At 36.2% G+C, this 26,893-nt stretch carries 24 protein-coding genes and 1 tRNA gene; 7 read left to right on the forward strand and 18 right to left on the reverse strand.

What is annotated here, in order from left to right; all coding sequences use genetic code 11:
- The 7 genes from JM81_RS01360 to JM81_RS01390 form a co-directional block, all read right to left on the reverse strand.
- Nucleotides 1–3,039 (reverse strand): SusC/RagA family TonB-linked outer membrane protein, encoded by a 3,039-nt coding sequence (locus JM81_RS01360; protein ID WP_144800390.1) that lies wholly within the window; start codon nucleotides 3,037–3,039, stop codon nucleotides 1–3.
- A 263-nt stretch (nucleotides 3,040–3,302) separates the two neighbouring features.
- On the reverse strand, nucleotides 3,303–6,059 hold the full coding sequence (locus tag JM81_RS01365) for a LuxR C-terminal-related transcriptional regulator (RefSeq protein ID WP_144800391.1): 2,757 nt from the start codon (nucleotides 6,057–6,059) through the stop codon (nucleotides 3,303–3,305).
- A gap of 361 nt (nucleotides 6,060–6,420) precedes the next feature.
- Complete coding sequence (locus tag JM81_RS01370) at nucleotides 6,421–6,783, reverse strand: hypothetical protein (RefSeq protein WP_144800392.1); 363 nt, start codon at nucleotides 6,781–6,783, stop codon at nucleotides 6,421–6,423.
- 141 nt (nucleotides 6,784–6,924) lie between these two features.
- Entirely contained in the window at nucleotides 6,925–7,254 is a 330-nt protein-coding gene (locus tag JM81_RS01375) for a CCC motif membrane protein (protein WP_144800393.1), read from the reverse strand.
- A 235-nt stretch (nucleotides 7,255–7,489) separates the two neighbouring features.
- The gene (locus tag JM81_RS01380) at nucleotides 7,490–8,263 is read right to left on the reverse strand and encodes a DUF6090 family protein (RefSeq protein ID WP_144800394.1); all 774 of its coding nucleotides are present in this window, start codon (nucleotides 8,261–8,263) and stop codon (nucleotides 7,490–7,492) included.
- 383 nt (nucleotides 8,264–8,646) lie between these two features.
- The gene (locus tag JM81_RS01385) at nucleotides 8,647–9,540 is read right to left on the reverse strand and encodes a hypothetical protein (RefSeq protein ID WP_144800395.1); all 894 of its coding nucleotides are present in this window, start codon (nucleotides 9,538–9,540) and stop codon (nucleotides 8,647–8,649) included.
- A 338-nt stretch (nucleotides 9,541–9,878) separates the two neighbouring features.
- A tRNA-Met gene (locus tag JM81_RS01390) sits at nucleotides 9,879–9,952 on the reverse strand.
- Between the two features lie 138 nt (nucleotides 9,953–10,090).
- Here JM81_RS01390 and JM81_RS01395 point away from each other — a divergent pair.
- Both JM81_RS01395 and JM81_RS01400 read left to right on the forward strand, forming a co-directional pair.
- Nucleotides 10,091–10,474: an START-like domain-containing protein gene (locus JM81_RS01395; protein ID WP_089260554.1), complete on the forward strand. Its 384-nt coding sequence runs from the start codon at nucleotides 10,091–10,093 to the stop codon at nucleotides 10,472–10,474.
- A 53-nt stretch (nucleotides 10,475–10,527) separates the two neighbouring features.
- The gene (locus JM81_RS01400) at nucleotides 10,528–11,385 is read left to right on the forward strand and encodes an aminotransferase class IV (RefSeq protein WP_144800396.1); all 858 of its coding nucleotides are present in this window, start codon (nucleotides 10,528–10,530) and stop codon (nucleotides 11,383–11,385) included.
- Here the strand turns inward: JM81_RS01400 and JM81_RS01405 are convergent.
- From JM81_RS01405 to JM81_RS01425, 5 genes are all read right to left on the reverse strand, one after another.
- On the reverse strand, nucleotides 11,382–11,942 hold the full coding sequence (locus JM81_RS01405) for a YqgE/AlgH family protein (protein ID WP_089260552.1): 561 nt from the start codon (nucleotides 11,940–11,942) through the stop codon (nucleotides 11,382–11,384). The genes JM81_RS01400 and JM81_RS01405 overlap by 4 nt on opposite strands.
- A 110-nt stretch (nucleotides 11,943–12,052) precedes the next feature.
- Nucleotides 12,053–12,325 carry an HU family DNA-binding protein gene (locus tag JM81_RS01410; RefSeq protein ID WP_089260551.1) on the reverse strand — a complete coding sequence of 91 codons (273 nt, stop codon included), beginning with the start codon at nucleotides 12,323–12,325 and terminating at the stop codon, nucleotides 12,053–12,055.
- Nucleotides 12,326–12,502: 177 nt separating this feature from the next.
- Complete coding sequence (fmt, locus tag JM81_RS01415) at nucleotides 12,503–13,450, reverse strand: methionyl-tRNA formyltransferase (RefSeq protein WP_144805545.1); 948 nt, start codon at nucleotides 13,448–13,450, stop codon at nucleotides 12,503–12,505.
- Nucleotide 13,451: 1 nt separating this feature from the next.
- On the reverse strand, nucleotides 13,452–15,347 hold the full coding sequence (locus tag JM81_RS01420) for a RecQ family ATP-dependent DNA helicase (RefSeq protein WP_144800397.1): 1,896 nt from the start codon (nucleotides 15,345–15,347) through the stop codon (nucleotides 13,452–13,454).
- On the reverse strand, nucleotides 15,344–15,910 hold the full coding sequence (locus JM81_RS01425; RefSeq protein ID WP_144800398.1) for an AAA family ATPase: 567 nt from the start codon (nucleotides 15,908–15,910) through the stop codon (nucleotides 15,344–15,346). The genes JM81_RS01420 and JM81_RS01425 overlap by 4 nt, the downstream gene beginning before the upstream one ends.
- An 87-nt stretch (nucleotides 15,911–15,997) precedes the next feature.
- On the opposite strand from JM81_RS01425, the gene JM81_RS01430 reads away from it, so the two are divergent.
- The 3 genes from JM81_RS01430 to murA all read left to right on the forward strand — a co-directional run bounded on the left by JM81_RS01430 (nucleotide 15,998) and on the right by murA (nucleotide 18,350).
- A complete protein-coding gene (locus tag JM81_RS01430) occupies nucleotides 15,998–16,285 on the forward strand; it encodes a DUF493 family protein (RefSeq protein WP_144800399.1) in 288 nt (95 codons plus the stop codon).
- An 81-nt stretch (nucleotides 16,286–16,366) separates the two neighbouring features.
- On the forward strand, nucleotides 16,367–17,026 hold the full coding sequence (locus JM81_RS01435) for a DUF4290 domain-containing protein (protein WP_089260547.1): 660 nt from the start codon (nucleotides 16,367–16,369) through the stop codon (nucleotides 17,024–17,026).
- A gap of 16 nt (nucleotides 17,027–17,042) precedes the next feature.
- On the forward strand, nucleotides 17,043–18,350 hold the full coding sequence (gene murA, locus JM81_RS01440; RefSeq protein ID WP_144800400.1) for a UDP-N-acetylglucosamine 1-carboxyvinyltransferase: 1,308 nt from the start codon (nucleotides 17,043–17,045) through the stop codon (nucleotides 18,348–18,350).
- A gap of 402 nt (nucleotides 18,351–18,752) precedes the next feature.
- Here the strand turns inward: murA and JM81_RS01450 are convergent, their stop codons facing one another.
- From JM81_RS01450 to JM81_RS01460, 3 genes are all read right to left on the reverse strand, one after another.
- Nucleotides 18,753–19,736, reverse strand: coding sequence for a pirin family protein (locus JM81_RS01450; protein WP_144800401.1), 984 nt, complete (start codon nucleotides 19,734–19,736; stop codon nucleotides 18,753–18,755).
- A gap of 14 nt (nucleotides 19,737–19,750) precedes the next feature.
- Nucleotides 19,751–20,194: a VOC family protein gene (locus tag JM81_RS01455; RefSeq protein ID WP_144800402.1), complete on the reverse strand. Its 444-nt coding sequence runs from the start codon at nucleotides 20,192–20,194 to the stop codon at nucleotides 19,751–19,753.
- A gap of 82 nt (nucleotides 20,195–20,276) precedes the next feature.
- Nucleotides 20,277–21,704 carry an amidohydrolase gene (locus JM81_RS01460; RefSeq protein WP_144800403.1) on the reverse strand — a complete coding sequence of 476 codons (1,428 nt, stop codon included), beginning with the start codon at nucleotides 21,702–21,704 and terminating at the stop codon, nucleotides 20,277–20,279.
- 249 nt (nucleotides 21,705–21,953) lie between these two features.
- On the opposite strand from JM81_RS01460, the gene JM81_RS01465 reads away from it, so the two are divergent.
- Complete coding sequence (locus JM81_RS01465) at nucleotides 21,954–23,003, forward strand: DUF6340 family protein (protein WP_144800404.1); 1,050 nt, start codon at nucleotides 21,954–21,956, stop codon at nucleotides 23,001–23,003.
- 2 nt (nucleotides 23,004–23,005) lie between these two features.
- On the opposite strand, the gene JM81_RS01470 is transcribed toward JM81_RS01465, so the two are convergent.
- The 3 genes from JM81_RS01470 to JM81_RS01480 are packed head-to-tail and all read right to left on the reverse strand — an operon-like array spanning nucleotide 23,006 to nucleotide 25,506.
- Nucleotides 23,006–24,319 carry a cryptochrome/photolyase family protein gene (locus tag JM81_RS01470; protein WP_144800405.1) on the reverse strand — a complete coding sequence of 438 codons (1,314 nt, stop codon included), beginning with the start codon at nucleotides 24,317–24,319 and terminating at the stop codon, nucleotides 23,006–23,008.
- Entirely contained in the window at nucleotides 24,319–25,008 is a 690-nt protein-coding gene (locus JM81_RS01475; protein WP_144800406.1) for an SDR family NAD(P)-dependent oxidoreductase, read from the reverse strand. The genes JM81_RS01470 and JM81_RS01475 overlap by 1 nt, the downstream gene beginning before the upstream one ends.
- Complete coding sequence (locus JM81_RS01480; protein WP_144800407.1) at nucleotides 25,009–25,506, reverse strand: SRPBCC family protein; 498 nt, start codon at nucleotides 25,504–25,506, stop codon at nucleotides 25,009–25,011.
- A 174-nt stretch (nucleotides 25,507–25,680) separates the two neighbouring features.
- On the opposite strand from JM81_RS01480, the gene JM81_RS01485 reads away from it, so the two are divergent.
- On the forward strand, nucleotides 25,681–26,880 hold the full coding sequence (locus tag JM81_RS01485) for a hypothetical protein (RefSeq protein WP_144800408.1): 1,200 nt from the start codon (nucleotides 25,681–25,683) through the stop codon (nucleotides 26,878–26,880).
- Nucleotides 26,881–26,893 lie beyond the last annotated feature (13 nt).

Consider the following 26,893-nt stretch of genomic DNA (forward strand, 5'->3'; position numbering starts at 1 on the left):
TTAAATTTTAATATTTACGCCAAATGTGTACACACCGGGTATAGGATACGTCTGGGTATCCCTACCATCTGAAACTTCTGGGGTAAATCCGTTATAGTTGAAGAATGTCAATGGACGCTCTGCGGTGATATAGAATCTAATATCAGGATTGAACTTGCTATTAAGCTTTGGTAGCGTATACCCTAGGGTTACGTTCTGTAATCTCACAAAATCTCCCTTTTCTACAAAAAAGCTGTTCAGAAACTGGTTGCTCCAAGGATTTCTAATTCCCCTTGCAGATGGGTAACTATTGGTGCTCCCTGGGCCGTTCCATCTATTTACGGCGAAATCCCTATCTATGTTGGTGTCCGGTGTTTGGCGAATGGCGAAACGTTTTTGGTTGGCGATGACATTACCGCCTTGACCAATTACGTTTAAATTAAAATCCCATGCTTTGTAGTTCATTCCCAAATTGAACCCGAAGGAATACGTTGGAAGATAGGAGCCAAGGTCCACTCTATCTTGTGCATCGATTACCGTATCACCATTCTGATCTACGAACTTTAAATCGCCGGGCGCTACGGTCAATCCATTGGCAATTGCAGCTTGTGCTGCAGGATCAGATGAAATTTCTTCATCTGTTTGATAAACACCTTCTACTTGTAAACCAAAGAAGGGGTTAATGGTGCCGCCAACAACTGTACGTTGGGCAGTATCGCCACCTGAAGTTAGATTTTCTTGACCCGCTAAGTCAAGTACTTCATTATCCAGAGTTGAGAAGTTACCCCCAACACTAAAGCTAAAGTTGTCCGATACTTTCTGGTTCCAATTGGCAACTATTTCGAAACCGGAGTTTCTAATGACGCCCACGTTCTGTCTGGTTTCGCCCGGTACTAACAATCTAGAGACCGGAATTACAGCATCACGGGTTTCCCTTACGAAGTAATCAGAATCTATGGTTAATTTATTATCGAATAATCTAGCGGTCAAACCTACATTGGTCTCGGCCGTTACCTCCCATTTTAAAGCTTCAAAATCACTACTGGTTACAAGTCCCGGATAGCGAACATCCCCAAAAGCGGCATCTACCTCTGTTGAAGTTATGCCACCGGTGCTTGCCGCTACGTTGGCATTACCTAACTCGCCCCAACTGGCTCTTAATTTCAAAAAGTCAATGATATTGCTGTTTTCCAAGAACGATTCTTCCGAAACGACCCAGCCTACACCAACAGTTGGAAAATAGCCCCATTTCTCTTGGTATTTGCTTGTTCCGTCAGCTCTAAACGTACCATAAAGCAGGTATTTGCTATCAAAGTTATAGGCAATACGCCCAAAGTATGAGAAAAAATATTGTCTTAGACCATCATCTCCTACACCGTCTACATCAATAGTCTTTGCTAAATCCAAGAAATATGATTCATCGCCAATACCAGGACCATTAGGGAAGTTAAGACCTTTTGCCTCTAATTGTTCATATGATCTATTTCTATATGATGTACCTGCTAATGCGGTTAAATTATGTTTGCCAAAATTGTCATCATAAGTTAACGTATTGTCCCATGTTTGCTCGGAAAAAGTTTGGTTTCTTTTTACCAACTCTGCATTTTCCCTAAACGCGTTTCCATTTCCAAAAAAGTACGGTAAGCGTACTTCCCTAGTTTCCGTAGTTTCAAAGTTGTGGTAAAACGCAGTCTTGAGCGTTAGTTTATCCGGTATTAATTGATAGTTTAAATCTACTGTAGTTAAGGTATTTCTAATCTTATCCCTGTTTTCTGTATTTTCCATTACGGGAAAAGGATTCTGCGTACCTCTGTATCCTAAATCCTGAGCATTTGCATATGGTCTGGGATATGCTTCCGTTTTTGATGGGTCAAGAATGGGCATGGTAGGGGTGGCATAATATGCCAAGGCAAAAACCGTGTTTTCCGGTCTATATCTGGTAGCATTGCTAAAAAGGGTAGAGATACCTATATCCAAGCGATCGGTAATTTCCACATTGACCTTAGAGCGTATATTGAATCGCTCATAATCATTCTTCATTTTTAAAATACCTTCTTGCTCAAAATAGTTGAGTCCCAATGAGTAGGTTACGGACTCCGTACCACCGGCAACACCTATACTGTGGTTCTGCTGTAGGGCATGGCGTAAGATTAAATCGTACCAATCTGTATTGACATTAGGTACGTTAGGATTTATTCTACTTCTACCATACCGTTGTATGGCATTTTCTATTGACTGCGCTTCCGCGGCAGATCCAGATTCCCTTGCCACAGTTGCAAACTGTTCGGTATTGGAAAGGGTAACTACATTTTGCGCTATTTGAACCCCTTGGTACCCATTATAGGTAATTTCCGGTTTTTGGTTGATCTTACCCGATTTGGTTTCGATCAATACTACACCATTAGCGGCACGTACCCCGTATATTGCGGAGGCAGATGCATCTTTAAGTACAGAGATGGTTTCTATATCCTCTGTATTAAGAAAATCGATGTCATCAAAAAAGGTACCGTCGACTACATATAAAGGGTCAGACGCGCCACCTACATAAGATCCAATACCACGAACCCTAATTGTAGGTCCGGTACCGGGAGCACCACTGCTTACAACTTGTAATCCGGCTACCTTACCTTGCAAGGATTGCATGGCCGCACTAGTAGGAGTTCTAGTGATATCTTCTGTTTTAATGGTCGTAATAGATCCTGTGAGATCCGCCTTTTTCTGTGTACCATAACCCACGACCACCACTTCATCCAAAGCTTGGGAATCCTCGGACAAGGAAATATTGATAATTGTTTGACCGTTTACAGATATTTTTTGTGTTGCATACCCTATGTAACTGATGACAAGTGTACCATTTTCCGGTACGTCGTTCAATGCATATAGACCGTCAAAATCAGTTTGGGTTCCTGTAGTAGTACCATTAATAATAATGCTGGCACCTGGCAATGGTTGACCATCATTGTCAGTTACAGTTCCCGAAACCGAAATTCCATTTTGCGCAAAAATCGCCAAATGGGTCATTAAAATGCAGAATGTTAAAAATTTGATTCCTATTTTCATAATTGTTTAAAAATTGAGTTGTAAAATTATCAAGTTGTTAATTTCAGCAGCAAGTTATCAAAACAAGGAGCGGTTGAATTATATAGAACTACATAAAAAGTACATCAAGATAATGTGTAGCCTGAACACCCTTAATTATGGGCTTTTGCAGTTGTGGATACGTATTATTACTAGTAAAAATTAACGTAATGATGTAGTATTGATGTAGATAATTAACGCACTCTTAATACCTGAAGTAGTTTTGATTAAGAAGTAAAGTTGTTTTATTTAAACTTTATTAGATAGTTTGAAAGGTTTTGGGAGCTGTCAATGTTCAATTTTTTACGAAGACGGTACCTATGGATCTCAACACCACGAATGGATATTCCCATTAGTGGAGCTATCTCTTTTGTAGTATGGTTCATTTTGAGATAAGCGCATAACCGCAGATCTTTAGGGGTCAGCTTTGGATACTTCTTTAAAAGATTTTCGAAAAAATCTTCATGTAGTTCTTTAAAACTGACTTCAAAATGTTTCCAATCCTGATCTTCATTCATGGAGCTATCCAATTTCTTGGATAGTGATCTAAAACGCTGTTTGTTGCTAAATGCTTCTTGATTTAATGCAATAAGGTCTTTAAATTCTAAAATCAGTTCATTTTTCTTAGCCACACTCATGGTAGTCCTTGCAAGCTCGGTCTGTTTTCTTTTAATTTCTTTTTCTAATTTTTCTTTTTCCATTTGGGCCAAGCGTTCATCCTGTTCCCGCTGCATTTTAATTTTTAGTAGATTATGCTTTTTTGCCAATTTTTGCCTGTTATACCAACGAACTAAAAGAATACCGGCAATGATTAATACTAAATAGCCAAATAAGCTCCAATTGGAAAAATACCATGGTCTTAAAATTTTGAAATCTATTATTCTTGGAGCCGAAAGTTCATTTCCTATACTTACTGTATGTATTTGTAAGATATATTCACCAAAAGTTAAATTTTGGAGATTTATGGAACCATTGTCCAAATAACTGGATTGATCAATTGCACCCTTAAGTTCATAATAATAGGTATACTGTTTAAAACTACCGGCGGAAAAATTAATACCCAAGGATTTAGATTGGTTATAGGGAATTTTAAAATTGGAATTAGTTATTGTATAGGTGGTGTTTTCATCTTTGAATGAACTTAATCTGGGAGTTGGTAGCTCTACATTTTTTAGCTCATTTTCAAATTGGTTAAGATTTAGTTTTCCAAAGCCGTCCGTTAGGGTAAAATAATATATGGAATCATTGTAATTAACAATGGTCTTGGTTTCTATGGCCAATCTTTTTCTAAGTTGGGCATCATCCAAGGTAAATTGATTATCGATTAGGTCGGTATGGATTATTTTTTTCTGGTTATCATTATCAAAAAACCAATAGTTTGATGCATTGTAGTTTACAAGATCCATATTTTTAAACTCCTTAAACTCATCAAACTCCAAAATAACATCTGAGATAGGATCATATTTGTACCAATTGCCTTCGCTTGATAATACGATCTGATTTTTAATATTATATAATTTTATATTGTAGGTGTTGGGAATAGAACCAGTTTTTATTTCCGTAAACGACAATACTTTTGTGTGGGTATTGTCCATTTTTATTTTAAAAAGACCTTTATATGGATGAGCGGCCCAAATATTTGTAGCATTTTCAAAACAAAATTGCTTAACGGGAAAATCTATACCAGAGACCCTACTAGTGATCCAATCTCCGTTTTCATTTTTCTTAAAGCTGGCCAGACCCGTATAAGTACCTTGAATATAGGAAGATCTTGTTTCGGGAACCTTTGCTATTTGGTAGCCCCCAGAAATATCTGACACTTTGGTCAACTTACCATTTTTTAAAATGAAAGTACCCGTATTGTGGCCACAAAAGAGATCACCGTCAATAATTTCCAAATCCCAAACATGACCTTGGGAGCCGGGTACAAATTGTAATTGGTTTTCTTTAAAATAGTATATACCTGTATTACTCCCTAAATAAAGTTGTCCATTATGGTCTACAAGATCATAAACAGTTCCTAAAACTCCGGAGTGGTCCGTGTAATAGGTAATGGGATTTTTCAATTGTATTTTGTCCAAGCCATTATCAAGGCCTAACCATAATTGTTCCTTAAACTGTAACATGGCCAAAACCGTATTATTCTGAAGCCCTAGCGCTTTATTCAGGTTTTGGAAGGTATTGTGCTTGATATTGTAGGTGTAGATTCCGTTTTTAATCGTACCAAAAGCTAGGGTGTTTTGGTCAATAACCAATACTTTATTTAATTGATGCTCTTTTAATTCTTTGTTTATAGAGTCATCCAATACTTGAACTTGCCCATTTACAAGCAAAAAACATCCGTTCAGTTTGGTGCCAATCAATAAATTTTCTCCAAAGGAAACCATATCTATAATGGTCTTGCCTTCTAAAATATCGTGAGATACATAAGGGGCCAATTCATTATCCTTAATGTAAAAAAGTTTTCGTTGTTCGCCGGCAACTATAATCTGACCATTGTGCTTTGCAATATTGGTAACGACGAAGGGAGCATCCAATACTTGAATATCATTGTCCTTATACAGATAAATGGTTGAGAAAGACCTAAAAATAATCGCATTGTCCAGTTGTATAATTTGCCAAAATTCTTCGTTCGTAAATTCATGGTCAGTGATTAAATGGGTTAAAGAGGTATATTCCAAAGAGCCGTAAGCATTCATTTTCCAATACCCGAACTCTTCATAAGAGCCTGTAAAAATCTTACCATCTACATAAGCAGTTGAACGAATTATTGTTTTATTGGGTAATTTGTTCAAGGTCCAATTTTCCCCATTAAAATGTAAAAGGCCATTATTGTTGGCCACATATAACTCTCCATTATTATCCATTGTTATGCCCCAATTTTTACTAGCGGCATTGTATTCATAGCTACTGTAATGTTGTATTGGTGGAGATAGATTTTGTCCTATACTCCAAAAAGGAAACATATACATTAGTATGATAAAGAGTAGACTGGTTTTCATCTTTTGGAAAAGCATTTTTTAAAAGAAGACTCTAAAGGTAAGTTAAACGAACTTTCATTAAAACTTTATGATTATAAAACCAACTGATTTTGGGCCATAATTTAAATAAACATATAATTAAAAATCACAGTAGGGAAATCTTCACATGTTATTTAGGATCGCCTGGCCTAAAACAATAATTGAAAATGATAATATCACTTTTAAGTTGTAGAAAAGCTAAACTCTAAAAGAATTTTTGTACTCAAATTTGGTGAGTAGTAATTAGTAATGTTATTTTTTAAGATTTTACAACAAAACCATTAAAATTGAACCACGGCAGGCTATAAGCACCATTTTTCGTATTGCGTATAGATTGTGGGAATTAGTTTTTACTTTGTGTATCAACTATTTTCTTTTTTAAAAGATCAATAATTTTTCTAAAGTTGGAGTTGTATTTATTTGAAGTATTATAAGTCCAATCTCCACCATTAATTTTAGTTATATTTAAAACCCATTGGTCATTTTTAGAGAATAATAGATTAATAGGTGAGGCCAAAAGGTAAAGTTGACTCCACCATTTATCATTAGGATTAAAATGTGAGATTTCCTTTATTTCAGAATATTTAAAAGTTCTATATTCCCAATAATCTATAGCTTTAATTTCAAAATGCTTGTCAAATACCTTTATGATAGGAAATTCTTTATGCTTAAATATTAAGGGTTCTTCCTGCATTCTGGGATTCATTCATTAATTTCATCGGCTATTAATATGAATTGTGGTATGTTTCAGAATATTTAAGATGCAAATCGAATAAAATATATATGGAATTTTAAAGTCTAGAAAATGGATGTAATTTAATATAATGTTATGCTATGTTTTAAATTATCAGCTATTATTTTGTAATCCTTCGTTCCATCTTCTAATAAACTCATCTGTCCAAGCATCCCAACCTATTGTTGCCAATGTCCAAATAGTAATTCCAATTATTATTAAATTTAGTATTAAACCAATAATAGCAATGATCTTACCTTTTTTAATATTCTTAATGTTAGAATATATACTAGGATTTTGATTATAAATTTTTTCAGATTTTATAGCTAGTGCATATGATATAATAGCGAAGACAATAGTAAATCCTCCAAAGCAAAATAGTGTACAACTCAATATTGCTAGAACGTATATTAATCTGCTATTAGGTAATTTAGATTGCTTCATATTCAAATTTAAAATATTAATGTTTTTTATTAAAATAGCATTTAGTATTTAAAAACTAATCATCTTAGTTTATTTTGTGCAACTGACGTGTGTATAAACCGTAGCATAAAAATGGCACTTGATTTACTGGCGAATACAGAACCAAACATAAAAAACTTGGCAGTCTTTGTATTAAGCACTAAACTTTTTAATTAACAATTACTAAGTATGTTTTATTTACGTTATTGTGCTTTCGTTATTTTTTTTCTTCCAGTTCAGACTCAAGCAAATTTAATATCTCACTGGAGTATTCTAACATTTTAACATACAATTTTAATCTATTATTTTCAACACCTGTTTTCATAGCTAACGGGTGTAAAATATTTGGGTTTTGATATAGCTCCATTAATTTTTTATCCTGTAACCCAATATCTTTTTTAACCTTGCTTAAACCAATAGTATTTCTAATTTTATTATCTAAAAATAACGTTCCAATTGATTTAAATTCATAATGTAGTGTATTCAGTAAATTCATGGATAATGTTTCATCTTCAAATCCTTGATTTATTTCAGATGAGAAGAACGCTAATTTTGATTTAAGAGTTTCGCTTTTTAATATTTTTAAATCTCCACTTCCGATCAAAGCTTGATAACTACCTAAGATAGGTTCTGCTCTATAATAATTAAAAGCTCCATAATAGATAAAGGAAATAATAGAATCTCTCTTGTATTTTAAATCTTTTCTTTCCAAACATTCTATAAGTGACTTACAGTTCTCAACAACAAGCATCTGATTATCAACTATATATGAATATATTTTTTTGTTCTCAATAAAGTCTTTTTGAAGAGATTTGAGTATTAATGCTTCACTCTTTTCTTCTTTTTGGTTTTCATTCCAATTGTTAATATATAATGCAACTAGAATTCCAATTACGACAAGCATAATTTCGCCAACGGCATATTTAAGGTACTTTCCCGTTTTTCCTTCTGACAGTAAATTTTGCCTAATTTTTTTAAAGAATTTTATCATTGGTTTAGTGGTTGGTTAACATGAAGTGTAATGGAATTGCAAATAAATAGAGCGTCTATTCTAGAGACGGATTTTTAAAATGTGAATATTATGTTTTAGTAGGGGAGAACTTAAAGATAATTAAATTTGATTTGCTTTTTATACGTCATTAGTGGGCGCCAATTCAATTTTGACTTGACCAACATAAGAATTATAAAATACCAATATGAATAAACTATATATAATTTGTCTTTTAAAATGATCTTTGGTCATAGATCATATTAGTTTTTAAATCTCTATTTGAAAGATAATTTATTTCGTTGTCGTCATTTATCGTTGCCAAAGGTTGCCTATTTGAGTAGTAGCGAATTTATTCTCACACTCTTATCAATTCTTGCACGAAATCATTTTTGAGGTCTAAGGGTTTCAATAATCTTGGTATCAACCCAATATTTATTGGATTCCCAATAGGTACTACCATTCTCCCTTACTTTTTCTTCATGCCTTGAAAAAAGCAAATACTTTCCATCCAACGTTAAAAAAGCTCCATTTTCTACGAGCTCTGAATTTATCTTATCTCCCATATTAATGGCAGGCCCCCATGAATCATCTAGTTGCCGAAAACTAATATAGTTATCAGACTTGCCATATCCATCTTCTCGCTCACTACCCCATATTAAAAAGGATTCATCTGGTGCTATAAAGGGGTGGCATGTCCATTTACCTGTGTTAATATGCTTACCGAGTAATTTTGGTTCTTCACGCTTACCGTCTAAAATTCTTGACATTCTGATTACGTCATTACTTTTATAGTCATCAAAGACAAAAGTGCCTTTAGAGGATACCGACATCACCATAATGTCCCAATCTTCCCTCTCAAACATTGGACCTAGACTTTTTATTTTTGACCAACCAGAATCTGTACGTTCTATGTAATTCCATCTGGAATATAAGATATTACTATCGCTAGGATTATGTTTGAAACTATACTTGTTTACACGGTAAGAACTACCTTCATTCCTATACACAACTACAGGATCCTCAAACGGGTTGTTCCCTGTGTAAGTAAAGTAAAACTCATTCATATCTAAAGAGTCCACATTTCCTAACGTCCAATCAGTAGAAGTACTCTTTTCAGGAATAAAAAGTTCAGGAACTAGTCCTGGTGGTTTGTATCCAAGGTATACGTTTTCTTCTGATGAAAAATCATTCTCAGTAATTTCAGATTTCTCAGTTTTACAGGCATTAAAAAAAATCACACATATAAATACTGAGATTTTTAGTATTATATTTTTCATTGTTCAGTCTGTTTTATCTACGTCTTAAGCTTGATTCTAAGTAAATTGTTGATATAACTAGAATGAACAAAAGAGAGAATTAAGGTTATTATACGCGGTGAAGCTTCAGACTTCGACACCATTGAAAATACAAAAACTTCTCAAAAGAACATGTTCATTTTTTAGAGCATCTTTTTTGGTAATTGGGCCTCCAAGCAAAAAAACACCAAGATTCTATAAAAAAAGTATTTCTAAACTGTCTAAATTTTTCGTGCGGTTCTTTAGACTATCAGAAAAATAGACATAAAAAAACGGTTTAGTGAACACTAAACCGCTGTTTGTAAAGAATTTAATCTTAGTAGCGAGAGGGGGGCACGATCCCCCGACCTCCGGGTTATGAATCCGACGCTCTAACCAACTGAGCTACCTCGCCGTATTATTTTTAAACGGCTGCAAATATAGTGGTAATTTATTTGTTCTTCAACTAAACCCACTTAAAAAATTTATAGCGTTCATTTATTTTTTTATCATTGAGAAATATATATATTGCTCTGAATAAAGTAGTAGATAAATGAGCGATAAAATAAAATTCGAAATAGAGTTTGTAATTCAGTCTTCACCCCAAATGTTATATCAATATTTGGCTACACCATCTGGATTGTCAGAATGGTTTGCGGACAATGTAAATTCAAGAGGAGAGACATTTACCTTTATCTGGGACGGCGCAGAGGAAGAAGCTAAATTGTTGAAAAGGAAAACAGATGAGTTCGTGCGCTTTGCATGGGACGAAGCCGAGGACAATAGCTATTTTGAAATGAAAATTATTGTAGATGAAATTACAAAGGATGTTTCACTGTTCATAACAGATTTTGCGGATGAAGATGAAGTAGACGAATCTAAAATGCTATGGACCAACCAAGTTTCGGATTTAAAGCAAGTATTGGGTTCTTCCTAATAATATTCCTAATTACAGTATCTTTGAGCCTTAAAATTTTTAAGGCTTTTTTTATGGTCAATTTTAATGGTGAATTGGTAGAGGGCAATGGTACTATACTTAATGCGGACAATAGGGGCTTACAGTTTGGAGATGCTCTTTTTGAAAGATTAAGGGTCGTCAACGGTGATGTATTTTTTTTAGAGGAGCATTATTTGCGCTTAATGTCGTCCATGAGAATATTGAGGATGGTCATACCCATGAACTTCACCATGGAATTTATGGAAGCGGAAATTTTAAGATTGATATCAAAAATAAATGCGGATAAAGGGTATGAAATTAAATTTACAGTTTACAGAAATAGTACAAAAAAGGATGCTGCAAACGTAAACTCCATTTCTTACGTCATTACAGCCAAAGAATTGGAGCATACCTTTTTTACAATCAACACCGGTGATTATGAGGTTGAGCTATATAAGGATTTTTATAAAAATTCAACAATGCTTTCCAATCTGGAAACCACCAATAAAATTTTATACACCGTTGCCGAAATTTACGCAAACGAAAACGATTACGATGATTGTCTATTGTTGAACGAACGTAAGCAGGTTGTGGAAACCTTAAAGGGCAATATTTTTTTGGTAAAAGATAAATGTATTAAAACTCCGCCATTGACAGATGGTTGTTTAAATGGGGTTTTAAGGAAAAAATTAATGGATATAATTGCCAAACTTGAGGATTACCAACTGTTAGAAGAGAGTATTTCACCATTTGAACTTCAAAAAGCGGACGAAATATTTCTAACCAATAGTATTGATGGTATCGTGTCCATTACCAAATACAGAAAGAAAAATTTCAATGATGTGGCAGCTAAGGCATTGATAGGAAAATTAAATGCAGCGGCACGTTTATCCTTGACTAAAACGGTCTAGTTAAGACTAGGATTTTCTGGAGCATTGGACCACAGCAGATAATTACCGCCCAATTGTATCATATTTTCCTTCCAAAAGGCGTTGGCCGCTTTTTGGATAATTCTACTTTCGTGCTCATTCTCTATTACGATCCAGGATTTAGAGGTCAATTCCTCATCTAACTGTAACGAAGACCAACCGGAGTATCCAAGAAAGAAACGGATATCATCTTCTGAAATTATCTCTTTATTGATCAGTTCTATGGTCGTTTCAAAATCACCACCCCAATAAATACCATCTGAAATTTCCACACTATTATCGATTAGATGTGGGACCTTGTGTATAAAATATAAATTATCCTGTTCTACAGGACCACCGTTATATACTTGAAAGGGCAACTCAATTTCAGTAACCAAGTCATTTATTTGATACTCCAAAGGCTTATTTAATATAAAGCCAACAGAACCTTCAGTATTATGTTCCGCCAGCAGCACAACGGACCTATTAAAAGATACGTCACCCGTTAACGTTGGTTCTGCGATCAACAATTTACCCTTAGTTGGTTTTAAAGAGACCATGTATATTAACTTATTATAAACCTAATGTAAGATAAATCCTCCTAATTTCAAAAATCAATAAATAAAAAAGCGCCACTATGGGCGCTTTTCATAATATATGTATGCAAATCTTAGTTTACAGCTTTACCTAAATCAGCTCCAGCTTTAAACTTAACTACATTTTTAGCAGCAATTTGGATAGTTTTTCCTGTTGATGGGTTTCTACCTTCTCTTGCATTTCTTTTAGATACGGACCAAGAACCGAAACCTACTAAAGAAACTCTATCTCCTTTTTTAAGAGAACTCTCAACATTTCCTAAGAAAGATTCTAATGACTTTTTTGCCGCAGCTTTTGTGATGCCAGCGTCAGCTGCCATTGCATCGATCAATTCTGTTTTGTTCATAATGTGATTAATTAATTGTGATTAATATAATTTTTATACCTGATAACAAATTTATATGGATTTATGACCAACACAAGTAAAATGGGCGGAAATCCCTTATTTTGTTGATAACTCAAGAGGTTTGTTAATAAAGTAGGTCTTTTTTTACATTTCGCCCAGCCCAATAACTACGGGGGTTTAACCCATTTTAGCATTTTCTTGGAGTTGAAGACCGTTTAAAACATCCTTAACATGCATTCTTTTTTTGCCTTGTAATTGCATTTCTTCCAAAAGTATATACCCATCTTGTACAGCAACCTTTAATTCTTTTTTGGAAAAGACTAAGGTTCCGTTTGCCAATTCATGTTCAGCTTTTTCTATGTTGGCTTTATAGATTTTGGTAATAGTTTGCTGGTCTGCGTTGTACAGGGTTGTCCAAGGAGCAGGGTAGGGGCTTAACCCTCTAATGAAATTATAGATATCCATCTGCGGCCTGTTCCAATCTATCTCGCACGTTTCCCTATGAATTTTATGAGCAAGTTTAAGGTCGTCAAGGTTTTCTTGCTTTGTGGTATTGAAATTACCCTCTTGAATTCTCTGCAAAGTCTTTATAACGGTCGTTGCACCTAAATGCATAAGCCGGTCATGAAGATCCGCAACATTGTCAGTAAAATTTATGGTTGCCTTATCTTGTAAAATAATTTCGCCAGTATCTATTTTTTCATCGATAAAAAAAGTAGTGACTCCGGTTTTTGTTTCTCCGTTTATTATGGCCCAGTTTATTGGAGCGGCACCACGATATTGTGGCAATAATGAAGCGTGTAGGTTAAAAGTTCCATATTTGGGCATATTCCAAACCACCTTGGGTAGCATTCTAAAGGCGACCACAATTTGTATGTTAGCGTTCAGGTCCTTTAAAGCGGCCAAAAAATCCCCATTTTTTAAATTGGTAGGCTGTAAGATTTTTAAACCATGTTTTACCGCAAATTGTTTTACCGCAGACTCATTGAGTTTTCTACCTCTACCGGCGGGCCGATCCGGAGCGGTTATTACCCCGGCAATCGTATATTTTTTTTGTACGAGCTGTTCCAGAATTCCCACGGCAAAATCCGGGGTTCCCATAAATACAATTCTCAATGCTTCCATATTATCTGCGTTCATATTCGTTTATAGCGTTTAACGATAGTTGTTTTTCTTCCAATAGTTCTTGTAGGGCAGTGATAAGATTTTCCTGTTCCGCGCCCAATTTTTCCTGTAATGTTCTAGAAGAGGCGCTTTGTTCCTGTAATATTCCTAGAATAGCTTCTTTTAGTTTCTGTATATCGGTATTCCCTATCTTATTTCTTTCACAAACATCGCAAATACCGCAGGCAATACGTTGCTTTTCACCAAAATAATCCAATAACTGAATGCTTCTACAGATGTCTACATTATCTATATAATCTAGAATTGTTGTTATTTTTTCAGTTTTTACTTGATTTTGTTCAACGATAGTCTTGGAAAATCTGTTGATAGTACGGTCATCGTCCCGTGGTACCAAAAATGTAATTTCCAGATCAGTAGGAGAACTATGGTAAATAATCATCTCATCTTTGGCTAATTTTTCAAGATTCAATTGAACCACAGATTCTGGTCTATTACTTTTCATTGCCAATAAATAGGTATTAATTTGGGTGTCAAACTCAAAAAGTCCTCCATAGGTGCGTAAAACTATTTTGACAAATTCCTCTAACTGCGGATTCTGATGAAAATAACGATAAATGGCTGATTTGTCCGTTTTGAATTTGACCGTGGTTTTCTTTGAAAAATTCTCTGATAACGATATAACGGAATTCCTGTCCAGTAACTGAAGGGTGTTGTACGTTAAATAGGTATTCAGTTTATAGGTGCTGCAAAACTCGTTAAAATTGAGTGGAAATTTTTCTTCTACATATTCGCCAAACCCTATTTGAAAATAATTGTTGAGTTTTTTGTAGACCAATTTTACATATGATGTATCTGGCAGTACATCCAAAAATTGTTTTTTAACCAGGTTTTTGTCCGTTGTATTGGTCAATAATATAGCTTTGGCCCTATCTCCGTTTCTACCGGCCCTTCCTGCTTCTTGAAAATAATTTTCAATACTATCCGGTATTTGATAATGTATGACCAATGCTACATCTGGCTTGTCAATGCCCATGCCAAATGCATTTGTGGCAACCATAACCTGTGCTTTATTAGTTAACCACGTACCTAACCTTTCCGTTTTTAGTTTTTGGTCCATACCACCATGATAAAAAGTAGCTTTGATGGCGTTTTGCTGTAAAAAGGAAGATAGCTCCTCTGCCTTTTTTCTGCTTCTAACGTAGACAATAGCACTAGTTTTTAACTGTTTGCAATATCTTTTTAAGTAACCGTTTTTGTCCTCGGTGGCTATAATTCCAAATCCAATATTTTTTCTGAAGAACGAATCTTTTACTACTAAGGGAGATTTGAGCTCAAGAGAATTGACCATATCTTCCGTTACTCTTTTTGTAGCCGTTGCCGTAAGGGCCAAAACAGGGGCTTGTGGATGAAAATCCCTTAGAATGGCGCAATTTAGGTATGCCGGCCTAAAATCATGTCCCCATTCAGAAATGCAATGTGCTTCATCTATCACGATTATAGATACGTTCATGGACTTTATACGCTCCTGCACAAGCTCTTGTTGCAACCTTTCTGGTGAGAGGTATAAAAATTTGTAATTGCCGTAGATACAATTATCCAATAATTTATCTACATCCTCAAATTTAAGTCCGCCCTTAAAGCCTAAGGCCTTAATGCCCAATTTTTGCAAATTGTCCACTTGGTTTTCAATCAGGGCAATCAAGGGAGATACGACAATACATATACCGTCTTTCATTAAAGCGGGTACTTGAAAACAAATGGATTTTCCGCCACCTGTGGGCAGTAGGCCTAAAACATCCTCACCGTTCAGGACGGCGTTAATAATACTTTTTTGCGAGCCCTTAAAGTTTTCAAAGCCCCAATATTTATTTAAGATGTCTTTTGGTGTAATGTTCACCCTGTCTTCTCTATATGGTCTATAACAAATTGTAAACGTTCTTCAATTGTACCAAAAGGAACCTCAATAGGTTGGTAACCCAATGCCGTATATGTTTGGTCCAAATGGGCGTGAATGCCACAGGCCTGTTCAAAATTTTCCATACGTTCATTATCCTGAACATAAATATCCTCCCATGGTGGTAAGATCAGTACTTCGTCGTATCTGTGCCGGGAACATAAATTGGAATAGTAAGATTCTATAGGTTGTTTAAAATAATTCATATAGGCTATTACATCCGGTAGTCCACGGTCGTAGAATAGATGTGGCCGTTGTATGATCTCACCTTCCTTAAAATGTTTTAAACGGGCATTTATAAGTTGATCGTTGAAACTTTTGGCATCATCCACAAAATCAATAGGGTTTACCAGTTGATCATCAACTTCCTTGCCGTCAAGGGCATCCAACGTCATGGTCCTGATCACTTCATGAAAACAATGAAAACCATGTTCTTCCAAAGATGAGATCAGTACAGTTTTACCTGTTCCGGGCCCGCCTGTAACAACTATTCTTTTGTTTTTCAATTTCTTACAATTAGCTGACAAAAGTACACAAACCCAGAGTATAAAAAAACTGATGGTTTACCCTTATCTTTGCTTAAAATTGAAGGTATGGATGAAAATAATCCTGAAGAATTTTATAAAAAATTAAGGGTTCAGTTAAAGGAAACATCAAAATGGCCCACTAATTATCTATATAAATTTATAGTAAAGAGCGATACGGATAAAGTAGGGCAAATTCACCGTATATTTGATAATATGGGCGCGGTAATCAATTCAAGAAAATCCAAAACGGGAAAATATACCAGTGTTTCCATTACCGTGAATTTGGATAGCCCGGACAGTGTTATCAAAAAATACAAGGAAGTAGGTAAAATAGGAGGGGTAATCTCGCTCTAAAATAGTATTTCAGCTATAATTTTATTAATTTGGCATCGTTATAAGAATACTTCTCAAACATTTTAAGCTAAAATTTTCAATTTGCAATTAGTAGAAAACCTAGAATATAATACGGAACGTTCACATTTAATTATACCTGAATATGGCCGTCATTTTCAAAAAATGGTAGATTATGCCGTATCTATAGAGGATCCGGTAGAACGTAATAAGATAGCCCAGGCCATAATCAGTGTAATGGGAAACCTGCAGCCACATTTACGTGATGTGCCAGATTTTCAACATAAGCTATGGGACCAGCTGTTCATTATGTCAGATTTTAAATTGGATGTGGAATCACCGTTTCCTATTACGTCCAAGGAAATCCTTAGACAACGACCAGAACCTTTGGAATATCCACAGAATTTTCCAAAATACCGTTTTTACGGCAATAATATTAAACGAATGGTGGATGTAGCCGTGGAATGGGAAAAGGGGGACAAAAGATCGGGCTTGGAATATGCCATTGCAAACCATATGAAGAAATGTTACCTTAATTGGAACAAGGACGTGGTAGACGATAAAACTATTTTTAAACATTTGTACGAGTTGAGCGATGGTCAAATAGATTTGGCTTCTGAGGAAGTAAATCTTACGGACAGTGGCCAGTTCCTTAAAAATAGAGTTGCCAAAACGCCGAGGTCAAATAATTCTGGCAAGAAAAATCAAAGAAACAATAATAACCGCGGCAAGAAACGCTATTAAATTTCCACTTATTTAGATGGGAACATTCAAAATTGAAGGAGGGCACCAGTTATCTGGTGAAATAACACCTCAGGGCGCAAAAAACGAAGCACTTCAAATCCTTTGCGCAGTACTGTTAACAGACGAAAAAGTAACCATTAGCAATATTCCGGATATTGTTGATGTCAATAAGCTCATTTCCTTATTGGAGGATTTAGGCGTTAAGATCCAAAAGAAGGGAAAAGGCTCATACACGTTTAAGGCAGACGATGTAAATATGGATTATTTACAGTCCGATCAGTTTAAACAAGATGGTAGGGGATTACGTGGGTCCATCATGTTGGTAGGACCATTATTGGCCCGTTTTGGTAAAGGGTATATACCCAAACCAGGAGGAGATAAAATTGGTAGAAGACGTTTGGACACCCATTTTGAAGGTTTTATAAAATTAGGCGCCAAGTTTCGATACAACCGTGAGGAATATTTTTACGGGGTAGAGGCCGAAAAATTATCCGGTACCTATATGCTTTTGGATGAAGCATCCGTAACCGGTACTGCAAATATTGTAATGGCAGCTGTTCTGGCAGAAGGCCAGACAACCATATACAATGCCGCTTGCGAACCTTATTTACAGCAGTTGTGTAAAATGCTCAATAGAATGGGCGCCAAAATATCGGGGGTAGGCTCTAATCTTTTGGTAATTGATGGGGTAGATAAATTAGGTGGTACGGAACATAGAATGTTACCGGATATGATCGAAATAGGTAGCTGGATCGGTCTGGCGGCAATGACCAAGAGTGAATTGACCATTAAGGATGTTAGTTGGAACGATTTGGGTCAAATACCTACCGTTTTTAGAAAACTGGGCATAACCGTTGAAAAGAAAGGTGATGATATTTATATTCCCATCCATAAAGATGGGTATGAAATCCAAAATTATATAGACGGTTCCATTTTGACCATTGCCGATGCTCCTTGGCCAGGATTAACTCCTGATATTTTAAGTATTATGTTGGTCGTAGCGACACAGGCTAGAGGAGAGGTGTTGATACATCAAAAAATGTTTGAAAGCCGTTTATTCTTCGTGGATAAATTGTTGGATATGGGAGCTAAGGTTATCTTATGTGATCCGCACAGGGCTACCGTAATAGGACATGATTTCAAATCTACCTTAAAGGCCACTACAATGACTTCCCCTGATATAAGGGCCGGTGTTTCATTATTAATTGCCGCATTATCGGCAAAAGGAACTTCCACTATTCACAATATTGAACAAATTGATCGTGGATATGAACATATAGATGAGCGCTTACGGGCAATAGGAGCCAAGATTACACGGGTTTAATCTTAATATAAATCGTAAGTATAAATAACAAACTCCATAAGATGGTCCGTAGCCAATTATGGAGTTTTAGTTTAATAAGGGTTTTGTCAATTTCAATTTTGTTGGCTATCTGGTTGTGTAATGGTACAAATTGTAGGAATGTGGACAACCAAACGCTTAGCACAAGTACACTGCTAATAAGTGTATACAAGTCTAATTCTTTGTAGACTTGAAGGGTAGTGGTTATTAATTGACCTGTCATAAACGGAACTACGATTATGGCTATTCTTTTGGTGTATTTATTATGCCATTGATAAAGATTTTTATGTGGGTAGTATGTAAAACTCGGATAAATTATAAGCTGTACCATCCAAATCAAAACAACCAACCCTGTATCGCAAATAAGACGTATAAGATCCAACATTATTTTTCAATTATGTTGCCATCAGGGTATTGGGCAAAACGTCCTCGTTCAGCATCATGTACATGATCGGGATAGCGCCAAGGCCAACCTCCAAACTGAGTCAATCTAAATTCATCCATGGCTTGTTCCAATTCCTTTTGGGTATTCATAACAAACGGACCGTATTTTTCAACGGGCTCATTGATCGGTCTGCCTTGTAAAACCAATAGGTAAGCATCTTTTGCTATGGCCTTTATTGTCATTGGTTTGGATGCATCTGCTTCTATTCCATGATTGGGCATGACGGTTTCATCCATAATCCGTAACGTATTACCTTCATAGAAATATATGGTTCGCAACGTACCATGTTTTGCCTTGGGCAATTTAACCGATTGATTGGCATGGATATGGATATTCCATATAGCAACATCATTATCCAAATCCGCGGCCCAAGAATCGGGTGCAGGTGGTAAGGCATTATAATCGTTATAATTTCCTGCAATGACCTTAATTGTAGCCCCTTGAAGTTTGGCTATAGGTATTTCCTCATGCCAAAGCATTTTAAAATGGGGTGGCACCAATTTACTTTTTTGGGGCAGATTCAACCAAATTTGAAAGAGTTCCAAGGTGTTTTCCCTATCCGTATGCAGTAAAGGAAACATTTCTGAATGTTGTACACCTCTACCGGCAGTCATCCATTGTACGTCCCCTTCGCCAAAACGGCCTGCAGCTCCTAAAGAATCGGAGTGGTCACAAAAACCTTTGTTCGCAATGGTGATGGTTTCAAATCCACGATGGGGATGTGCTGGAAACCCGGGAATTGAAGTGCCATGGTACATTCGCCAGCCATCCTTGCCTATGAAGTCATTGCCCAAAGGTCTGCCCTCCAATGAATCCGCAGGGCCCAATGCTCCATTTCCTTTGGGGTAATGGTCTAAATGATATACACAGAACAAAAATGGATCTTGTGTCTGCCAAGGAAAACTTAATTGAAAAATCTTCATGTTTAGAAATTTACTTAATGTACCGCAGTGTTGATCTCTATCCAATATTCATCGGGGTCTTGAATATATATTTGACGAACTTTATCCTTTCTAGTGGTTACGGCGTTTTTCTTTCCGGGCCAATCCCAATAGGTTATCCCATTTTTTTCCAAATGTGCTATTACGCCCTCTAAATCTTGGGTTGATAGGCATAAGTGCATGGATTTATTTTTTTCGAACGGTACAAATTCGCGCTCGATTAAATGAACATGTGAGTTCCCGTTTACAACGAACCAACGAATATTTGAAGGATTGTCCGGATGTTCAGTTTCCTTTAATCCTAATATGTTACCATAAAATTCCGCACTGGCATTTACATCCGAAACTACAATGGATTGGTGATCAAATTGAAATTGAAATTTTTGGGCAACACAAAAAGTGGTACAAAATAAAAGGAATGCGACAATACAATTTTTCATGGTAATATAGATATGTTCAGCTTTCAAGATACTTAAAAATGAAAGAAGCTACCGTTTATGATAGCTTCTTTTCCTATTTGTTTTATTTTCCTTTAAGTGGCGGTGGACCATCTATCATTGGCTCATAGACCTCGTCTCCTTTTCTTGTCATAAACTCCTCTTTTACCTTTGTGACTAGTTTTGGGTCTTGAAAAAGATCCAACATCGTCATTGCCATTGCCTTAGAAGCATGAATCATTCCCTTATGACCAATGGACATACCACCACAGGCCACAACGGCCCATGAATGCCAAGGAGTACCTTTTGGTGCAACGGCTACACCTAAGTTAATATTGGGTACGTTCCAACTTACATCGCCTACATCCGTTGAACCACCACCGGGATTTTCTTCGGTTTCCTTTAATGGATGCACGGCGCCATCCATTCCTATTTCTGGTTTACCGGTTGCTTTTTGTATTGCTTTTCCAAAAACGGTTTCTTCCTCCGTGTATGTAATGGGACCTAATAATTCTAAGTTGTCCTGCATAATTTCGCCGCCGGCACGATTGACCAATGTTTCATAAATACCGGAAACCAATGAAATTTTATAGTCTACATTGGCCATGATGGCGGCACCTTCCGCCATTTCCTTAACACGTTCATAGGTGGGCAACATTTTTGACCTTTTGGGGTCACGTACCCTTACCCATAATTTTGCATAATCTGGCACTACGTTCACTACTTGTCCTCCGTCCTGAATATGGTAATGTATTCTAGAAGTGGGCAATATATGCTCCCTATAATAATTGATGCCCGTGGTATATAGCTCTAAGGCATCAGAGGCACTACGGCCGTTCCAAGGGTCTGCTGAAGCATGGGCGGTCTGTCCGTAAAATTCCACGATAAAATCGATCAATGAAAGTCCACTCTGTACATCGGCCTCTATTTCAGCAGAAGGGTGCCAGCTTATATTTACATCTACATCATCCCAAAGCCCCGCTTTTACCATCCAAACCTTTGCAAAATACTTTTCTTCCGCAGGTGTGCCTAGAAATTTTACGGTGCCTTTTATTTTACCGGCATCCATTAATTCCTTTATGGCAATGGCAGAGCCCAGACTGGCGGTGCCAAACATATTATGACCACACCCATGACCGGCGGCACCTTCCTTAAAAGGTTCTTTTACCGGTGTCGTTTTTTGTGATATGCCGGGTAGTGCATCAAATTCTCCTAGGATACTTATTACCGGACTTCCGGAACCATAGGTGGCGGTAAAGGCAGTTGGGATATCCGCAACGCCCCTTGTTACGGTCAATCCATTTTTCTCTGCATAATCAGCTAGTATTCTGGATGATTCAGATTCATCAAAAGCAGTCTCTGCCAAGGCCCAAATAGAATCACTTATTTTAATAAGCTCATCTTTATGTTTTTCAACAGATTCAATAAGCGATTTTTTGTCTTTACTCAATTTTTGAGAAAATACAGTTGTACCCATGCACAGGCATAAGGCGAGCAGTGTAATTTTTTTCATTTTCGTAAAAGTTGGTTTGTAGTCAGTTATTAATCGAACAATTGTCGATTGTTGTAGTAAATATAACGATATACTAGGTTTTAATGAAGTTCAATTTACATTATAAACCTGTACCATTATGCTATATAAAAATTATGAACACACAATTAAACTATTGATAATACGGCAGCTAATATTTGATATAATGTATAATTTAATGTCTCATTTTTCGTTAATACTCAAATCATTACGTTTAAAATTCATTCAGTTATGAAAAGTTTATACTTCTATATGCTCTGCCTTGCTGTTTCATTTTCATTTCTAGCTTGTAGTTCTACAAATAGATTAACCATGGGTATTACCCAACCTGCTCAAGTTTCAATAGCATCTGATGTATTGCATATAGGAATTATCAACAGGAGTGAAGCTTCGGAAAAAAATAAAGTTGTAGATAATATTGATAAGATACTTTCATTGGAAGGATTGAACATGGACAAAGAAGGGGCGCAAAAAGCCGTATCTGGACTACGATTTGAATTAGAGCGTGGTAATAGGTTTGAAACGATAAAAATAATTGACGGTAATAAAGATTTTGAAAAGGGATTAGGTGTTTTCCCTGCAGCACTTTCATGGGATGTTGTAGACAAAATTTGTAAAGAAAATGGTGTGGATGTATTGTTCTCTCTAGAATTTTATGATACTGATACCGCAGCAGATTATGAGATGACCATGGTGAAAATTCCTAACAACTTAGGTATTTTGGCAGAAGTACCTGGTCATAGAATTAAATTAAATACACTGATCAAAAATGGATGGCGTGTCTATGATGCCGCCAATAGAATTATCGTTGATGAGTACATCACTAATAATCAGGTAAATTCTATGGGAGAAGGAATAAATCCTGTAAAGGCATTTGAAGCCGTGATCGGAAGAAAAGAAGCTGTGATGGATATCAGTACAAATTTAGGGGCTAATTATGCCCGTTTTACCTTGCCAGCAAAAGTTCGTATCGCTAGGGAATATTTTGTAAAAGGAAGTGATAGTTTCAAGATGGCAAAAAGAAGGGCATTGACCGGTAATTGGGACGGCGCAGCAGAACTTTGGGATGCGGAGTTAAACAATCCTAAATTAAAAGTTGCCGGTAGAGCCCATTTTAATATGGCAATAAGTAACGAAATTAACGGCAATTTAAGCCGTGCTATAGAGTTTGCCTCTAAAGCATACACGGACTATGGTACTAAGGAAGCACTACGCTATGTCAATACACTAAAAAGAAGGGTCGTTGATCAACAAGAATTAAATCGTCAATTGGCAAAATAATATCAATTTAAGGCATTCTTATAGGTTTCCAAACACCGTTCCCTTGCCTTTTTATGGTCTACCATTTTTTCTGGATAATCATCCGTGCCATATTCTGGAATCCATTTTTTAATATATTCCTTTTTTTTATCGAATTTATCTACCTGTGTCATAGGATTGAAAATTCTAAAATATGGCGAAGCATCTACGCCGCTACCCGCTGCCCATTGCCAATTACCAACATTGGAACTCATTTCATAATCCAACAACTTTTCTGCAAAATAAGTTTCGCCCCAACGCCAATCTATCAACAAATGTTTACATAAGAAACTTGCTACCAGCATTCTTACTCGGTTGTGCATATATCCCGTGTTGTTAAGTTCACGCATACCCGCATCTACAAGTAAATAACCGGTATTTCCATTTTTCCACTTATCAAATTCATCTTCATTGTTTCTCCATTCAATACGGTCATATTTGGGTTTAAAAGCGTTATCTGTCGTATGTGGGAAATGCCAAAGAATGGTCATGAAAAATTCTCGCCAAATGAGCTCGCTCCAAAATACCTCGTTCTTTTCCGCTATGGCCTTTTTTATCATTTTCCTTACCGATACCGTACCAAATCTTAAATGGGGACCCAAATGTGATGTACCATAATCCAAGGCAGGAAAATTTCTGGTATCCTCATAGTTTTCGATCAATGTGGGCGTAACATCATAATCCGGTACTTCTATTTCAGATTTTTCAAATCCAATATCACTTAGTGATAGATTTGGTAATCTGGTATGGGCTATTAAATTATGTAGATGCTGACTGGTATAATGAATTTTTAGGTTCTTATCCGCATCAAAATTTTCTTTCCATTTATTTTTATAGGGTGTATAGACTACATAAGGTTCGCCATCATCCTTTACAATTTCCGCTTTTTCAAAGATTACTTGGTCCTTAAAAGTTTTAAATGGTATATCATTATCGGCTAATAACTTTTCTATATGTTCATCACGTACTTTTGCATAAGGCTCATAATCCCGGTTTGTGAATACGCACTCTATTTCATATTCTTTTAATAGTTCAGCAAAGACAGATTTGGGTTTTCCATAATACATGGCCAAGGAACTGTTGTGGTTCTCTTGGAGCTCATTACGCATTTGCTGTGAAGTATCGTATATAAAATTCAGCCTTGCATCATCCTTGGGAAGTTTGGACAATATTTCGGTATCAAAAATAAAAATGGGTAGTACGGGAAAATCTCCCTTTAAGGCTTCCAAAAAGCCCACGTTATCATCTAATCTTAAATCTCTTCTAAACCAAAATATAGAAACTTTCTTATTGGACATTAATGTATATTTAAAGTTGATAAACCACCATCTACACCAAGAACTTGACCCGTTACCCAAGCACTTTTCTCGCTTAACAAATAAATGGCACTTTGGGCAATATCGTTTGCAGTGCCAACACGCTTTAAAGGATGTCTGTCATCCATTGCCTCTCTTTTCTTTTCATTGTTCAATAGCCTACCTGCAAGGGGAGTATCCACTAAGGAAGGAGCAATTACGTTAACCCTAATTTTAGGGGCGTATTCAGCGGCCATAGACTTTGCAAAACCTTCTATTGCTCCTTTGGCAGCAGAAACACTTGTGTGGAACGGCATTCCTGTACCTACGGCAATAGTACTAAAAAATACCATGCTTGAACCTTCGTTCATTTTACCGATGATATTCTTGACCACATTTACCATAGCAAAGAAATTAATTTCCATATCCTGTCTTATGGTATCCACGCCCATCATTTTAAAAGGTTTCAAATTTATACTGCCAGGGCAATATACAAAACCATCTATCTTTTCTGGAAGTTGACCTAGGTCCAGTTCATCCTTGGTGGCATCAAATGGTATATGGGTTATATTTTTATGGGCAATGGTATCTGCGGTTCTGGAGGCTATGAAAAGTTGGTGGTTGTCCTTTAATTCATTCACTATTGCTAAGCCAATACCGTGCGAACCTCCAATAAGTAATATATTTTTCATTTAAAAAGAGTTTAGTGATAATTGATTGGGAATATGTTCTATTGCACCAAAAACTTCCTTTAATTTTTGTTCCCTATATTTAAAAATGGTCAGTAATTGTTTCTTTACCAATAGGGGATGGGCAATTTGGCCTAAAATGCCTAGAGGAATCTTGTAATCAATGATATCTTCCATTTCAATACCATGTTCTATTTCTTTGATAAAGTGTTTATGGTGCCATAGGGCGTACGGTCCAAACCGTTGTTCGTCCACAAAATACTCACCAACCCTAACATGAGTAATTTCCGTTACCCATTTTGTTGTGTAACCAGGAAACGGGGATACGGTATATTGTATTATTTGACCAGGAAACATAGGTCTGTCCGCTCCGGACAAAATGTTGAAACCCATATGTTCAGGAGTAATTACCTTTAAGTTCTTAGGGTCCGATAGAAAATTCCACGCTTCACCTTTGGATATGGGTAAAGCCTGCTTAGAATGTAATTGATATAATTTCATGTGCGCTGTTTGTCCAAAGGTATGACCATTATTTGTTTAATTAAAATCTAAATAAGTTAAACAAAAATTAAATTAATAGATATTTGGCCCTTTAGACCGATGGTTTGACGATTAATTTAAATTTACATCGCTTATGCTGAAGGTTTTAACTTTATTGTAGTTTATTTTGCATCTATGAAAATTTCCGTTCACTATTTTTTATGTGTAATTATGGTCGTAACGACCATGCATAGTTACGCACAGCAAAACTTGCAAACCATTGGTGAACTCCCCAGTGAAGTACTGGAAAGCTCAGGATTGTTATTTTTTAATGGACATTTAATTACACATAATGATTCCGGTAATGAGCCTGTCTTATATGAACTGGATACATTGAACCTATCCGTTGTAAGGACTGTAACGGTTACGAACGTGGAAAATACGGATTGGGAAGCTATTACGGAAGATGGGGAATATATTTATATAGGTGATTTTGGCAACAATGTCGGTACCCGAACGGATTTGGCAATCCATAGAATTGCAAAGTCGGACTTTTTGGCCTCTGATGAAGTTCAGGCAACTACCATTTTTTTTTCCTATGCCGACCAAATTGATTTTTCGGATAGTGGAAATAGCGATTGGGATGCAGAAGCTTTTTTTGTTTTGAACGATGAATTGATCATTCTTACCAAACAATGGCAAAGTATGGGAAGTGTAGCATATGCAATTCCTAAATTTCCAGGAAACCATGTAGCAGAAAGGGTGGGAGCAATAGAGAATATAGGTTTAGTTACGGATGCCACCTTTAATAGTACAAATAATACTTTGGTAATTTTGGGGTATTCTTCCATTTTAAGTCCATTTATAGGCACTGTTGACATTTTGGATTCCCAAGATGTCCTTAGCGGACTTTCAATTAATTCCTTGGGATTGAATTTTGTTCAAGCTGAAGGTATTACGAATACTACATCAGGAAATTACTTTTTTACCTCGGAATATTTTTCCAGGCAAAGTCCTACTATTGAGTCAAGTTCAAGGTTGTTTTCATTTCAACTCATAGATGAAGAACCCGAAGAACCTGAAATTCCAGAGGAACCGGAAGAACCCGAAACGCCAGAAGAGCCGGAAGAACCTGAAACACCTCAAGAGGAACTAGTGGACCAACTTATTATTTATAAAGATGATAACAGTAATATTTACCATTATTCTATAACCACTACCAAAGATATTTATGGGCAGATCATTTATAATGTTCTTGGACAACGGGTATGGGAAAATTTAAATGAGGTTGAAAAAGAAGGTGTTATTAATGTATCCTTGGAAACCTCAATATACTATATGGCCATGTATTTAGAAGATGGAGTCATAGCAAAACCTTTTGCTGTATTTAAGTAATTCAGCATCGCTC

Source organism: Maribacter sp. MAR_2009_72 (assembly GCF_007827235.1).
GTDB classification, from domain to species: Bacteria; Bacteroidota; Bacteroidia; order Flavobacteriales; family Flavobacteriaceae; genus Maribacter; species Maribacter sedimenticola.

Excerpts from the sequence above, each read along its gene's own strand:
- JM81_RS01360 (WP_144800390.1), bottom strand. The coding sequence starts at position 3,039 with ATGAAAATAGGAATCAAATTTTTAACATTCTGCATTTTAATGACCCAT.
- JM81_RS01365 (WP_144800391.1), bottom strand. The coding sequence starts at position 6,059 with ATGAAAACCAGTCTACTCTTTATCATACTAATGTATATGTTTCCTTTT.
- JM81_RS01370 (WP_144800392.1), bottom strand. The coding sequence starts at position 6,783 with ATGAATCCCAGAATGCAGGAAGAACCCTTAATATTTAAGCATAAAGAA.
- JM81_RS01375 (WP_144800393.1), bottom strand. The coding sequence starts at position 7,254 with ATGAAGCAATCTAAATTACCTAATAGCAGATTAATATACGTTCTAGCA.
- JM81_RS01380 (WP_144800394.1), bottom strand. The coding sequence starts at position 8,263 with ATGATAAAATTCTTTAAAAAAATTAGGCAAAATTTACTGTCAGAAGGA.
- JM81_RS01385 (WP_144800395.1), bottom strand. The coding sequence starts at position 9,540 with ATGAAAAATATAATACTAAAAATCTCAGTATTTATATGTGTGATTTTT.
- JM81_RS01395 (WP_089260554.1), top strand. The coding sequence starts at position 10,091 with ATGAGCGATAAAATAAAATTCGAAATAGAGTTTGTAATTCAGTCTTCA.
- JM81_RS01400 (WP_144800396.1), top strand. The coding sequence starts at position 10,528 with ATGGTCAATTTTAATGGTGAATTGGTAGAGGGCAATGGTACTATACTT.
- JM81_RS01405 (WP_089260552.1), bottom strand. The coding sequence starts at position 11,942 with ATGGTCTCTTTAAAACCAACTAAGGGTAAATTGTTGATCGCAGAACCA.
- JM81_RS01410 (WP_089260551.1), bottom strand. The coding sequence starts at position 12,325 with ATGAACAAAACAGAATTGATCGATGCAATGGCAGCTGACGCTGGCATC.
- fmt (WP_144805545.1), bottom strand. The coding sequence starts at position 13,450 with ATGGAAGCATTGAGAATTGTATTTATGGGAACCCCGGATTTTGCCGTG.
- JM81_RS01430 (WP_144800399.1), top strand. The coding sequence starts at position 15,998 with ATGGATGAAAATAATCCTGAAGAATTTTATAAAAAATTAAGGGTTCAG.
- murA (WP_144800400.1), top strand. The coding sequence starts at position 17,043 with ATGGGAACATTCAAAATTGAAGGAGGGCACCAGTTATCTGGTGAAATA.
- JM81_RS01450 (WP_144800401.1), bottom strand. The coding sequence starts at position 19,736 with ATGAAGATTTTTCAATTAAGTTTTCCTTGGCAGACACAAGATCCATTT.
- JM81_RS01455 (WP_144800402.1), bottom strand. The coding sequence starts at position 20,194 with ATGAAAAATTGTATTGTCGCATTCCTTTTATTTTGTACCACTTTTTGT.
- JM81_RS01460 (WP_144800403.1), bottom strand. The coding sequence starts at position 21,704 with ATGAAAAAAATTACACTGCTCGCCTTATGCCTGTGCATGGGTACAACT.
- JM81_RS01465 (WP_144800404.1), top strand. The coding sequence starts at position 21,954 with ATGAAAAGTTTATACTTCTATATGCTCTGCCTTGCTGTTTCATTTTCA.
- JM81_RS01470 (WP_144800405.1), bottom strand. The coding sequence starts at position 24,319 with ATGTCCAATAAGAAAGTTTCTATATTTTGGTTTAGAAGAGATTTAAGA.
- JM81_RS01475 (WP_144800406.1), bottom strand. The coding sequence starts at position 25,008 with ATGAAAAATATATTACTTATTGGAGGTTCGCACGGTATTGGCTTAGCA.
- JM81_RS01480 (WP_144800407.1), bottom strand. The coding sequence starts at position 25,506 with ATGAAATTATATCAATTACATTCTAAGCAGGCTTTACCCATATCCAAA.
- JM81_RS01485 (WP_144800408.1), top strand. The coding sequence starts at position 25,681 with ATGAAAATTTCCGTTCACTATTTTTTATGTGTAATTATGGTCGTAACG.